12 protein-coding genes are annotated in these 11987 nt (G+C 70.9%); 3 read left to right on the forward strand and 9 right to left on the reverse strand.

Annotation, left to right across the window (positions count from 1 at the left end; genetic code table 11):
• Window positions 1-37: 37 nt before the first annotated feature.
• The 7 genes from ACFPP6_RS30405 to ACFPP6_RS30435 form a co-directional block, all read right to left on the reverse strand.
• Window positions 38-529 carry a hypothetical protein gene (locus tag ACFPP6_RS30405; RefSeq protein ID WP_382049243.1) on the reverse strand — a complete coding sequence of 164 codons (492 nt, stop codon included), beginning with the start codon at window positions 527-529 and terminating at the stop codon, window positions 38-40.
• A 76-nt stretch (window positions 530-605) separates the two neighbouring features.
• The gene (locus tag ACFPP6_RS30410) at window positions 606-821 is read right to left on the reverse strand and encodes a hypothetical protein (RefSeq protein ID WP_382049246.1); all 216 of its coding nucleotides are present in this window, start codon (window positions 819-821) and stop codon (window positions 606-608) included.
• 240 nt (window positions 822-1061) lie between these two features.
• On the reverse strand, window positions 1062-1253 hold the full coding sequence (locus ACFPP6_RS30415; RefSeq protein ID WP_382049249.1) for a hypothetical protein: 192 nt from the start codon (window positions 1251-1253) through the stop codon (window positions 1062-1064).
• Between the two features lie 723 nt (window positions 1254-1976).
• Window positions 1977-2852, reverse strand: coding sequence for a glycosyltransferase family 2 protein (locus ACFPP6_RS30420; protein WP_382049252.1), 876 nt, complete (start codon window positions 2850-2852; stop codon window positions 1977-1979).
• 86 nt (window positions 2853-2938) lie between these two features.
• Window positions 2939-4297, reverse strand: a complete 1359-nt coding sequence (locus ACFPP6_RS30425; protein WP_382049255.1) for a hypothetical protein — start codon at window positions 4295-4297, stop codon at window positions 2939-2941.
• Entirely contained in the window at window positions 4278-5054 is a 777-nt protein-coding gene (locus ACFPP6_RS30430) for a hypothetical protein (protein WP_382049258.1), read from the reverse strand. The genes ACFPP6_RS30425 and ACFPP6_RS30430 overlap by 20 nt, the downstream gene beginning before the upstream one ends.
• A gap of 17 nt (window positions 5055-5071) precedes the next feature.
• Window positions 5072-6109, reverse strand: coding sequence for an NAD-dependent epimerase/dehydratase family protein (locus ACFPP6_RS30435; protein ID WP_382049261.1), 1038 nt, complete (start codon window positions 6107-6109; stop codon window positions 5072-5074).
• 267 nt (window positions 6110-6376) lie between these two features.
• On the opposite strand from ACFPP6_RS30435, the gene ACFPP6_RS30440 reads away from it, so the two are divergent.
• The 3 genes from ACFPP6_RS30440 to ACFPP6_RS30450 all read left to right on the forward strand — a co-directional run bounded on the left by ACFPP6_RS30440 (window position 6377) and on the right by ACFPP6_RS30450 (window position 9731).
• Complete coding sequence (locus tag ACFPP6_RS30440) at window positions 6377-7696, forward strand: helix-turn-helix transcriptional regulator (RefSeq protein ID WP_382049264.1); 1320 nt, start codon at window positions 6377-6379, stop codon at window positions 7694-7696.
• 139 nt (window positions 7697-7835) lie between these two features.
• Window positions 7836-8468: a M15 family metallopeptidase gene (locus tag ACFPP6_RS30445; protein ID WP_382049266.1), complete on the forward strand. Its 633-nt coding sequence runs from the start codon at window positions 7836-7838 to the stop codon at window positions 8466-8468.
• 720 nt (window positions 8469-9188) lie between these two features.
• Window positions 9189-9731: a hypothetical protein gene (locus tag ACFPP6_RS30450; RefSeq protein WP_382049269.1), complete on the forward strand. Its 543-nt coding sequence runs from the start codon at window positions 9189-9191 to the stop codon at window positions 9729-9731.
• A 159-nt stretch (window positions 9732-9890) separates the two neighbouring features.
• Here ACFPP6_RS30450 and ACFPP6_RS30455 read toward each other — a convergent pair whose 3' ends face one another.
• Window positions 9891-11363 carry a peptidoglycan DD-metalloendopeptidase family protein gene (locus ACFPP6_RS30455; protein WP_382049272.1) on the reverse strand — a complete coding sequence of 491 codons (1473 nt, stop codon included), beginning with the start codon at window positions 11361-11363 and terminating at the stop codon, window positions 9891-9893.
• Window positions 11364-11376: 13 nt separating this feature from the next.
• Window positions 11377-11796 (reverse strand): hypothetical protein, encoded by a 420-nt coding sequence (locus tag ACFPP6_RS30460; protein WP_382049275.1) that lies wholly within the window; start codon window positions 11794-11796, stop codon window positions 11377-11379.
• Window positions 11797-11987 lie beyond the last annotated feature (191 nt).

Raw genomic sequence — 11987 nt, forward strand, 5'->3', positions numbered from 1 at the left:
TGCTTCCTCTCCTTCCTCACACGGTTGTGGTGAACGGTCAGGCCGCTGCGCCCAGGCGGATGCGCGGCCGCTCGGTCTGATTCGCCCGGGCGTCCACCGCCCGCAGCTCGCACTGCGCGTAGCCCTGGTGACGCAGGACCGAAGCCGCCCGGGCCGGCCCCTCGACACGCAGCGAGAGGGGGCCTCCGGACGACACCAGCCGGACCCGCATCGCCGTGCCCCGCGCGGGGGTGAACGCCCACCGCGAGACCGTGCGCTGCGCCTGGGCGATGCCCTTGGCGAATCGGATGACGTCCTCGAGGCCCGGGTCGAAGCCGTTGGTGGGCAGCAGTTCGAAGGCGAGGCGCTCCTGCTTCAGGAGCTGGCGGGTGACCAGATGGCGCAGCACCTGCGTGAGCACCAGGACGACCGCGGCCAGGAGGGTGATCCACCACGCGTTGCCCAGGGCCCACCGGGCCACGGCCTGGGCGTGCTCGGGCACGGTGTGGGTGCCGGCGACGAGCTTGTCGATCACGTCGTTGGTCGTCACCGGGCACCACCGGCCCAGGCGCGGGCTGCCGACTGCGTGGCAGGTGTCGAGTCCATGGGGTATCTCCCGATTGAGGTCAGGTGGGGGGGATCACCCATAGAGGTGTCGATGAGCCCTGCGGTGTGACATCCTTCGCGATCATTTTCGAAGAGGGGTGCGCCAGCCCTGCGAAGAACGCGGTCATGAGGCCGGAGGCGAGTTGCGCGCCGACGAGGACGGTGAGGGCGCGGGGTCTTCGTGCCCAGGCGATGCGGGCGATCACGGCGAGCATGGCGGGGAATTGCTTGGCCATGGACCCAAAGCTCATGCGCAGCAGCGGGTCCGCGTGCTGGACTCAGTTCTTGTCGTGGCGCAGGTAGCCGGAGAGCAGCTGTTCGGACTGGGAGACTGGGGGTGGGTGGTGGTCGGCTTGCGGAGCAACTTCATCGCGCCTCCGGTGGTCGCGGGGCGGACGGGCACGTGCAGAGCAGGTGGCGCCCAGCACCTCGCCGGCGCAGGTGACCGGGGCCACCTGCCGCGGGGGCCGGAGGGGCTAGCGGCCCTCCCGCATCCGCGCGTCGTACCCGGCGTGCGGTTCCAGGCCGACGGCGGCACGCCGCTCGTCCATCTGCTCGGGGTCCTCGATGGGCCGGGGCCGAAGTTCCCCCGCGTTGGTGAGGTACTGCGTCCCGTAGATCTGCGGCTGGCCTTCCGGACGCGGCAGCGGTCCAGAAGCATCGCCCACTGCCACCCCTCGGCATCCCCCGCCTGCATGGCGCCTTCCAGGAGCTCAAGGGCCCGGGACTGGACGTGATCATCGTGGTCCGCGTGCTGGGCAAGCAGCCACGCGCCCCGGGATGCTGCCTCACCGACGAGCGTCATGCCAAGCCAGCCGTGCCCGTCCAGGAGAGCCTTCAGCCAGGCGGCGTTCTCGCGATCATTGCGGGCCAGCTTCTCAGTCGATCTTGGCGCGTTGGCCGTTCTCCCGGACACCACGAGCGTGCTGGTCCAGGTCCTGGCGGCGCAGCAGTTCCTCCGCGAGGTCGGGGCGCCGGAGGCGGTACGGACGGTGAATCAGTCATCGGTGGGCCTCCTGATTCGCCGTGGGACGGGCGTCGTGCAGGGTCTTCAGCACCTGGCCGGCGGAGGCGATCCGTGTCACCTCCGCCGGCCAGGTGCTCCCCGCCACCTGCCACGGAGCCATGAAGAAGCCAAGCCCCGCTTGGGCGTCGCCAAGCATTCGCTACGCCTGTCATGGTCACTAAGGGCTCCGGTTTGACGGCGAGTCGGGAAAACCCCAGGTGGCACTGGAGTCTCAAGCGTTGCGCGGCCTCGAACACAGGGTGTGCGATGCGTGTGCGAGGTGACGGGCAGCGCCTCCTGGCGGAGGTGGTGCTGCTCATCTCCGCCATCGGTGCTCCGGGGCACTGCCCATGGAAGGGGGCGCGCGATTACTCGCACGCCCCCGTTAGAAGATCGGTGGTCGTCCGGCGCGGGTGAGACGGAAGACCGTGTGCCAGCTCATGGGCGAGCGTGGCCCGCAGTCCGTACGGAGGCCTTCGCGGAAGCCCGCGAGGGAGGCCCGCCGGGCGTCCGCGCTGCGAAAGCGCCACAGGGCCAGCAGCACCCAGGTGGCCAGGTTGGCGGGGATCAGGACGCGGGGCAGGTTCCGGCGCGCCAGCCAGACGCGGTTGCGGGCGTTCATCCGGTAGAACGTCGCGTGCCGGGCGGGGTCGGTCGCCGGGTGGTGCACGATGACCTCGGGCATGTAGTAGCCGGTGTATCCGTGGTCCCAGCACCGCCAGGCGAGGTCGATGCCTTCGTGGAAGAGGAAGAAGTGGCCCGGCCACCCTCCGACGCGCTCGAAGACGTCGCGGCGCATCAGCATGATGCCTTCGGCCATGACGGTCACGGTGCCCGGCCGGGTGGCGTCCGCGCGCAGCCTCGGCACCCACCGGCGCACGGTGACGCCGGTGTCCGGGTCGGCGATGCGCGGCTGGACGTACGCCAGCTCGGCATCCTGGCGCAGTCGGGCGGCGAGCCGGGCGGCGACGTCGGGCGCGGGAAGGATCGCGTCGTTGTCGAAGAAGAGGATGTAGTCGCCCTTGACGTTCGCCGCGCCGACGTTGCGGCCTTCGGGGATGCCCACGTTCTCCGGCAGCGTGACCGTACGGACCCCGGGCGGCACCTGCTCGGGCTCCACGCCGTTGCCCACCACCACAACGTCGAGATCGACACCCTCCTGGGCGAGGACCGTGGCCATCGCCCGGGGGAACTCCTCGGGCCGGTCGTTCATGGTCAGAACGACGACGCCGATCGTCGGGGGCGGTGTTCCAGTGCTCACTGTGGGCTTCCTCTTCCAGGTTCCTGTCCGCGGCAGGGTACACATCACACGGCCGGCGCAGGTGATCGCGTTCACCCCGGCGTTCCCTACACGCCCACCGTCCGGCGCCCGCCGGACACCGGCGCCCGCGCGTGGCCTGCGGCCTTCCCGGCCCCGTCCCGGCGCATCGCCGTCATGCGCAGCTCGGCCAGACGCGGCACGAGGGACACGTCCAGCTCCTCGACCGGGTGAACCAGCCCGCCCGCGCCGACCTCGGCGGTCCAGATCCGGCACCCCGCGCGGGGGTAGGCCGGGTTGATGCCGATCTCGCCCTTGGGGATGGTCCCGTTGAAGGGCGTGGGGATACCCCGCTCGTTCCAGAAATCCCACGCCTCCATGGCCTTGGCTTGCTCGAACGCCAGGTAGAGCTGGGGGTAGCGGTCGGTGATCCGCATCTCGCGAAACAGCATCTGCCCCAGCAGCCCCGGCGCCGCCTGCACCAGATCCTGGAAGTCCGCGCCCCGGAAGGTGAAGGCCCCGGCGTCCTGCCCGGGCGCGAGCGCCAGGCAGGCGAACACGTGCGGGAGCCGACGGCACACGTACCGGGCCACGCCCGGCGCCAGACCGGACTCGATCCCGGAGATGAGCCGTACGAGCTCGTCGTGCTGGGGATGGAACCGGGAAAGATCGAAGAGCTGGTCCATGCCCTCGACGGCCCGGTGCGCCAGGCGCTTGTAGAGCCGGTTGTTCAGCTCCCCCGCGTCCGCGCACCGCTGGGTCTCCGTGCTGGAAGAGTGCAGCATCAGATACTCGGACAGCACTTCGAAGTACACGTATCCCAGGAACGGGAACACCGGGACCGTCGCGGCGAGGTCGTCGATGAAGGCGCGCTCGTCGGCAACCGTGCCGCGCGCGGCCGCGAGCAGGACATCGAGGAACCGTGCGGCCGCCCGGACTCGGCCGACGGCGGCCCCGCGCAGTTGTTCGTCCTCGGCGCCGGTCAGGAAGCTGCGGCGGCGGAGGTAGGTCCGCAGGTGGATGCCGCCCAGGCGCAGGTAGTCGATTCCCAGGGACGGTACGGGGGCGTCCGGGGTGATCTCGAAGACGAGGGTCCGGGTGTAGGGCTTGGTCTCCAGCAGGTAGGAGCCGAGGTTGTGCGGGCGCAAGCCGCCGTTCTGCGCGGTGAGGGGGGCGCAGTACAGCGCGGCGACCAGGCACCCGCTGGACGCGTAGAGCTGCCCGCTGGCGCGGATGGCGTCCAGGGCCACGGTGGTGTGCATCAGGTGGATCGGGCGCCCGCTGGCCAGCGCCTCGACCATGGCGTTGCCGCGCAGCAGCCACCCGTTGCGGGTCTCAGCCTCGAGGTGGTGGCGCCAGTCGGCCGCGCTGTCGGCGAGCCCCCTCGGACCGGGCCGTGCCCCGGGGGAGGCGTAGTCGGTGTGGGCGTCAGCCCAGTGGCTTCGCATCGCGGACCTCCGGTTCCGCTGGGAAGATCATGCTGCACGCCTGGGCCAGAGCGGCCTCGTGCCCGGCGCCGTCTAGCCGGGCCCGCTCGCTGCGGACGACCAGATCGAAGGCGAGCGGGTGGAGCCAGTCCGGCACGGGCGTGCGTAACCGGGCCGTGTCGGGCCACCAGCGCAGCGCCGGGAGCCGGTAGCGGTCCAGGCAGTCAGCCGCCTTGAGCAGGTCGGTGACCTGCTGGGCGCGCCGGTAGGCGCGGACCTGCGCGAGCGTGAAGTGCTCGTACGGCACGTCGTGCAACGCGATGGCGGTCGTCGCCTGCAGCAGGCAGTCGGCGGACAGCCGCAGGCCGAAGCACGCGGTGACGCTCACGGCGTGCCCCGCGAACCAGCGCGCCGCCCGCTGGCCGTGGCCCGCGTCCGTACGGTCGTCGCGGCGTCGGCAGTCGTGGACGGCCGCCGCCACGCACAGCGCCGCTGCCTCGTTTCCGTCGAGGCCCTGTTCGTGGGCCAGGACGGACGCGAGCAGGCTCACGCGGGCGCCGTGCCGGACGCCGTGCAGGGAATCGCTCTGCTCGACGCTGGCGAACCACGAGGCATCCGGGGCGAGCATCAACGGCTCGTACCGGGGCCGGGGCGGCATGGCGGGGAACGTCGCCGGGCGGTGCTCGGCGATCCACTCCACGGTGCCCGGGTCCATCTGCTGGTGGGCGGGAAGGGCCCGCCTGTCGGCGAGGTCCTTCAGCAGGGCTGGCTTCGTCATCTCGCTCGTCTCCCGCCTCACGCCGACTCGGCGAGCAGCCACCCCGGCACGGCCCCCGGCGTGGTGCGCAGCCATGCCACGTACCGGCGCACGCCTTCCTCGACGCTGATTGCCGGCTCCCATCCGAGGAGGTCCTTCATACGGGTGATGTCGGCGCGGCCGCCCATGGGATCACCGGGCGGCATCGGCGTCTCGATCACCGGCACGCCGGGGTAGTACTTGAGCACCAGCTCGCTGATCGTCTTGATGGAGGTGGCGCGGCCGGTGCCGACGTTCACCGTGGCCCGGTGCGCCCGGGGCTCCACCGTCGCCAGCAGCGTCGCGTCAGCGATGTCATCGACGTGCACGAAGTCCCGCACCTGGTGGCCGCCGCCGTTGAGATGCAGCGGCAGCCCGAGGTGCGCGTGGATCGCCATCCACGCTGCCACCCACGAGTGCGATCCCCTCTTGATCGTCTGCGGCTGACCGTAGACGGAGAAGTACCGCACGACCGCGTACGAGCCGCCCGCCTCCCCCACCGTCAGCGCGGTCTGGTGCTCCCCCCACACCTTCGTGTTGGCGTACACCGACACCGGGCGCAGCGGATCGTCCTCGGCGAACTGCGCTGGCGCCTCCGCGCCGCCGCCGTGGCCGTAGACGCTGGCCGACGACACGAAGCACAGGCGTTTGACCGAGTGGGCATGGCGCGCGGCGGCGGCCAGGACGGTCTGGGTACCGGTGACGTTGTTGTGCAGGGCCGCCGTCGGGTTACGCGTGCATCCTGCGACGTCGGCGAGTGCAGCGGCGTGGATGACGTAGTCGCTGTGCGAGATCACGTGGTCTATCAGGGCCGCGTCGGTGATGTCCCCGGCGATCACGTCGCCGTCGGTGGGGCTGATGCCGAAGAGGCTGGAGCAGACCTGCGGCTCGTAGGCGTCGAGTTTGCCCACGGCCACCGGGTGGGCCCCCAGGGCGCGGAGCTTGTGCACGATGCGGCTCCCGACGAGGCCGAAGCCGCCCGTGACGGCGACGGTGGCACCGGCCAGGCGGGACGCGAGGCGGTCTTCGATGTTCACAACCGATCCCTTCTGTCGATCCGGTTCGGCAGCATCGTCACTGTCCGCCGTGGCCACCAGCGGCCGGAGTTTGATAGTTCAGCGGGAAAACCCCACAGGCCCCGTGCTGCTCACCACTGCGGAACTCCCGACGTGGGTGTCACGCTGCGTCGCGACGAGTACAGCGTCAACTCGGCTTGTTCGTACAGGCGTTGGGGCTAGCCCCGGTGTAGCCCCAACGCCTTCAGCGGTAGGCTTCGAAGTCCTGCCGGTGATGGGATGGGACGCGTGGACAAACCAATCCGCCACCCACTCGCATACGCCCGGATCACGCGCGGCTTGTCGCAGGCCGACCTCGCCCGCCTGATCCGGAAGGCAGCCGAGCGCCGGGGGCTGCGGTCGGGAGCCATCCCCCAGCGGGTATCGAAATGGGAGTCCGGACGCGTCACGCCCGACGACGAATCCCAGGACCTCCTCGCCGAAGTCTTCGGCATCGACCCCGGCACCGTACGTGCCCTCGGCTGGCCGAACTGGCTCCCCGGCATGGACGGCCCGCTGCCTCTCGGCCCCTACAGCAACGTGACCGCTCTTCGAGAGGCCCTGCGAACCACCATGGATCTCTACCGCCGCACCTTCACCGCCTACACCGGAGCCACGCTCGCCGGGCTTGCCCTGCAATGGGCCACCGACGAACCGCACGCCGTCGCCACCGCCCTGCGCGGCCGCCGCGTGGACGCCGACTTCGTCACCATGCTGGAAGACACCAGCAAGCGCCTGGCGACCCTGGCCACGGAGCAGCGCCAGCACGCCCACCGGCTCCTCGACGCCCACCTGCACACCGTCACGGACCTGATCGCCGACGGCCGCCACACCACCGGCATCGGAGTCCGCCTCAACACCCTCGCCGCGAACCTCGCCCAGACCCTCGGCTGGTACCGGTTCGACCAGGGCGACCACGCCGGGGCCGGGAAGCTGTGGCACGGCGCGCTGCACAGCGCCCACGCCACCGGCGACCGCGACCTGGGCGCCGGAGTCCTCGCGGACTTCGCCTACCAGTCGCTGTGGCTGGACGACCCCCGGGCCGCCGTCGAAGTCCTCGAGTACGCCATCCGGCGCGCCGACCACCCCATGGCCCGCTCGGTGCTCTACCTCCGGCTCGGCCGCGCCCACGCCGCCCTCGGCGAAGAACTCTCCTGCAGCCGGGCCCTGGCCGCCGCCGAGCACCAGCTCGGCGCCCAGTCCGCCGACCCGGCCCCCACCTGGTGCGTGTGGATGTCCGCCTCGGACCTCGCCGTCGATTCCGGCCGGTGCCTCCTCGACCTCGGCCACCGCCGCCGCGCCCACCAGCTCATCCAGGACGGCACCGACGTCCTGCCAGTCGCCCGGACGAAGACGAAGTCCGTCTTCCTCGCGTACGAAGCCGACGCGTACCTGCGCGACGGCGAGTACGACCAGGCGGCGGCCACCGCCACGCAGGCGCTCACGATGGCGAACCGCATCGGCGCCCCGCGCTGCGTCGAGCTGGTCCAGGGCCTCCTGCCGCGCTTTCGCGGGCACGACTCGGCCGAAGGCGTCGGCGAACTCCTGCAGCTGGCCCGCGCGAGCTGACCGCGGCAGGACCCACATCACGGCGCCGGCGGAGGTGATGGGCATCGCCTCCGCTGGCGCCGTGCTCCGCATCACCTTCCGCCGAGGGGTCGCGCGAAGAATCGCACGACCCCTCACGCCTATCCCGATGGAGGCGCCCGTGATCCTGCTCAGCGACCCGCGCGTGCTCGCTGTCTCCGTACAGGACAACGGCGAACCCCTCGCCGAGATCACCACCGTCCCCGAGGTCCTGATGGACCACCGCGAGCGGGACGCGGCCGGAGCGTACGGGCGCGCCCGCACCGGAGTCCTGAACCGCCTGCGCCTCGCCGCCCGTGCCCTTCCCAGCGGCGTCCAGTTCCTCGTCATCGAAGGCCACCGCCCAGCCGACGAGCAGCAGCGCCGCTTCGCCTACTACGAAGACCGCCTTCGCTGCGAAGGCATCACCGAGCCCGCAGAGCTGCGCCGCCGCACGAGCGCGTTCGTCTCCCCCGTCGAAGTCGCCCCGCACTGCGCGGGCGCAGCTCTCGACATCACCCTCGCTGACGCCGACGGCCGCGAGCTGGACATGGGTGGCGCGGTGAACGCCCACCGCACAGGCGGCACCGCCTCCTGCCCCCTGGATGCCCCCGGCCTGTCCCCGCACGCCCGCCGTAACCGTGCGCTGCTCGCCCAGGTTCTGGCCGGTGCAGGGTTCGTGTCGTATCCGAGCGAGTGGTGGCACTGGTCCTACGGCGACCGCTACTGGGCGCTGACCACCGGGGCGCCCTGCGCGCTGTACGGGCCGATCTGACCACGGAGGTGATGGCACTCACCAGCGCCGGCCAGGTGCTCGCCATCACCTCCGCGATGGGGGTCGTGCGGAAAATCGCACGACCCCTCCCGCAGGCTCTTCCGTCTCTCCGCCTCCACGGCGCCGTTGCGGGTTCTCCCTCGTGGGAAGCCCGCCGGAGACGCTTCCCGGCCCCCTGCGGCTAGCACTAGGGTTCGGGAGCCCTACAGATTCCCGGCCATGACACGGGCACTCGTGCCGGAAAGGGGCGACGCTATGACCGACTATCGGTACCAGTGCGTCAAATGCGGCATCACCTGGGTCGAGGGCCTGAAGCACGCGGCCGAGACCGACCGCGACCTCCACCGCCACGAAGCACAGCCACGGCGGCGCCCCGGACGGGGACGGCAACCAGGCCCCCGACCGTACGTCGTGGCCTCCGAGCACCATCCTCGTCGCCGGGCTCGTCCTCGTCGTCCTCTTCCTGTTCTTCGGCAACCACCACTGACCCCTCCAAGGAGCCCCCGTTTGCCTGCCAGCTGCACCCCGTCCGGCTGGTTCCGCGCGGACCGCACGACCGTCCTGGACTGCGGCCGGTTACTCGTCCGGCCGTGGGGACCACCGGGCAGTCGTTGGTTCGAGGCGCTTCCGGTCCCTCGTTGAGCACGGCGTGGGCGGGATGATCTCGGCGAATAGAGCCCCTGACCGGTAGGGTGCTGGCCCGACCCCGGGGAGGTATCCGTGAGGAAGCCGCAGCTCTCCGCCCGTGACGCGATCGCCAAAGCGGTCACGACGGCAGTCCGGCGGAGCTTCGCGGAGGATCATGAGGACTTCGGTTTCGCCCACGACCCACTGCCGGCACCGGCCTTCCGGGCGGGCAGCCAGGTTGCGGGGCACGACTCCAGCCGTGTGCCGGTCGTGCCCGAAGCGGAGGTGGCCATCCGTCAGACGGACGATGGCCCTGGCCTGTTCTTCAGCTACAAGGCCGAGTACGGCCAGCCGCCGCTCTGGCAGATGTCCGTGCGGCACCACTGGCAGAGCGAGGTCGCCGACGCTGGGTGGGCCGTGCTGGACGGGCGTCCGGTCGTCGATGTCCTGGAATGGGACGAGACCGCCGTACCGCGCAGACCCGCACGCGTGCTCACGGCGAAGATCTGGGGCGAGTACGACCCGTCCTTCCACGGATGGCGCTCCTGGGCCGACACGATCACCTGCCGCGTCGACTGGACCGACACCGGACACCCGGTCATGACGCCCCCGCTGGGCGAACCTCGTTCGAACTGAGAGCCCACACTCGGCCCCGGTCGACAGGCCTGGGCCGGCAGCCCGTGCACCGTCCATGGAACACCCGCGTCCTCTCGGCCCGGGCCGTGCCTCGGAGGCGGTCACACCTTCCGGGCGCTCTGGGCTTCCGCGGAAGCCCAGAGCGCCGGCAGAGTCGGGTCAGAGGTTGACTCCGTGGCCGCGGAGGTAGCCCACAGGGTCGATGTCCGATCCGTATTCGGGGCCGGTGCGGATCTCGAAGTGCAGGTGCGGGCCGGAGACGTTGCCGGTGGCGCCGGAGATGCCGATCTGCTGGCCGCCGCCCACCTGCTGCCCATCGCTGACGGACAGTGAGGACATGTGCGCGTATTGCGAGTACTTGCCGTCGTCGTGCCTGATGACGACCTGGTTTCCGTACGCGCTGTTCCAGCCGGCGGTGACCACGGTGCCCGGCCCGACCGCGTGGATCGTGGTGCCGGTGGAGACGGGGAAGTCGATGCCGGTGTGGTAGCCGCTGCTCCACATCGAGCCCGGAACGTGGTAGCCGGTGCCGATCGAGTCGTCGCTCACAGGGGTACCCCAGCTGCCCGAGCCTCCGCTTGCCGGTTCGGTGTAGGCCGGTCGCCTTATCGTCAGGATCTGCGACTCCCAGTAGGACAGGGGCTTGATGCGCACCCTCGCGTCGGTGTGCGGAGCGTCGATGACCTCCCCGCCTCCGATGTACATGGACACGTGCTCCGGTGCGGATGCGCTGCCGCCGGTGAAGATCAGGTCACCGGGCCGCAGGTCGCCCACGGACCGCACTTCGCTGCCTTCGCGAACCTGGTCGTACGTGGACCGGGCCAAGTTCACGCCGGCCTTGGACCAGGCCATCTTGACCAGGCTTGAGCAGTCGCAGCCGTTTGCACCTTCGAAGGGGGGCTGGCAGTCGCCGCCCCAGACGTAGAGCGTGTCGAGGGCGGAGCGTGCGGCCTGGACGACGTCGCCGAGTCGGCCGCTGGCCCCCGGCCTGCCGGTCATCGGTGCTGCCCACTTGCGGGCAAGAGCCCGAATTTCCTTTACGTACCCTTGCGTCTCTTCGATGGCAGGTACACCGCCGGCCTTGATGACGGCGTACGGGCCCGCGTTGTAGGCCGCGAGCATGTTGTCGGTTTTGTCGCCGGGGACGTTCTTGACGTCCTTGGCGAGGTGGCAGTCGTAGGAGACCGCGGCCGGGATGGCGTCCTTGGGGTTCCAGACGTCCTTGACGCCGTCCCCGTCTCCGTCGACGCCCTCGGTTGCCCAGGTCTCGGGAATGAACTGGGCGATACCGTCAGCGATCGGTATTTTGTGCTTCTCTCCCGTTTTGGGGTCGGTCTCCACGTGGAAGCTCTGCGCCTTGGGGTCGAAGGAGCTCTCGCTGTAGATCTGGGCAGCGATCAACGAGGGAGTGACTTCCGGGCAGCCGTATTTCTGCACCGCGCCGGTGATCAGGGGGCGGACCCAGTCCGGGATGTCCTTGGTGTTGGCCAGTCCGCCTCCGAAGCCGGCGTTGGTCATGCTGTCGCTGGTGTTGTCGTTGCCGATGGCGGAGGTGACGGCGAGCACGGCGGCGACGAGGACGCCGAAGAGGGCGATGCCTGCGCAGCCGACGGAGAGGAAGAGTTTCTTCATCGTGTACTCCGCCTCATGCGTTCGGCATGCCGGCGGCCCGCCACCGGCCGTCGGTGCCGCGCTCGAGCCGGAGGGCGACCTGCTGGGGGCTCGCAACGGGCTCGGCGTGCTCAGGGGCGGTGGTGCGGGTGTAGAGCACGCGGACGTACGCCGTATCCGTGGTGGGGGCGGGTGCGCCGTCGGGGACGGTGGTGCGCGTGAAGTCCGTCGTGACGCGTGTCCGGTTGGTCTGCCACTGCTGCCACTGGTGGGCGCCGGCGCTTCCGGTCTTGGCGCGCAGGCGGGCGGCGAAGTCCGCTGTGGCCTCCGCGGCGGCGCGGTCGGCGGCGTCGCTGTAGTCGCGGTCTTTGCCGGGGCGCGCGTCGTGGCTGGCCCAGGCGGTGACGAATCGTTTTGCCGCCTCGGCGATGGGCTGCGGCAGCCCCTGGGGCATGGCAGCTGGCTGCGAGGCGGGCCCCTGGTTCCCGGGCGGGGGCGGGACCGGTGCGGTAGGCGGAGCCGCCTGGGGGGCACTCGGGTGAGCGGATGAAGTGCCCGCCGCCGGCGCAGGGCGGGGCGCCGGCTTGTCGGCGGACTGGGGGGCGACCAGCAGGGCGATGCCTAGGCCGGCGAAGAGTACAGCGG

Origin of the sequence: Streptomyces aureoversilis, from assembly GCF_042657885.1 — a bacterium.
GTDB lineage: Bacteria > Actinomycetota > Actinomycetes > Streptomycetales > Streptomycetaceae > Streptomyces > Streptomyces aureoversilis.

Excerpts from the sequence above, each read along its gene's own strand:
- ACFPP6_RS30425 (WP_382049255.1), bottom strand. The coding sequence starts at position 4,297 with ATGCGAAGCCACTGGGCTGACGCCCACACCGACTACGCCTCCCCCGGG.
- ACFPP6_RS30455 (WP_382049272.1), bottom strand. The coding sequence starts at position 11,363 with ATGAAGAAACTCTTCCTCTCCGTCGGCTGCGCAGGCATCGCCCTCTTC.
- ACFPP6_RS30460 (WP_382049275.1), bottom strand. The coding sequence starts at position 11,796 with ATGCCCCAGGGGCTGCCGCAGCCCATCGCCGAGGCGGCAAAACGATTC.
- ACFPP6_RS30410 (WP_382049246.1), bottom strand. The coding sequence starts at position 821 with ATGGCCAAGCAATTCCCCGCCATGCTCGCCGTGATCGCCCGCATCGCC.
- ACFPP6_RS30430 (WP_382049258.1), bottom strand. The coding sequence starts at position 5,054 with ATGACGAAGCCAGCCCTGCTGAAGGACCTCGCCGACAGGCGGGCCCTT.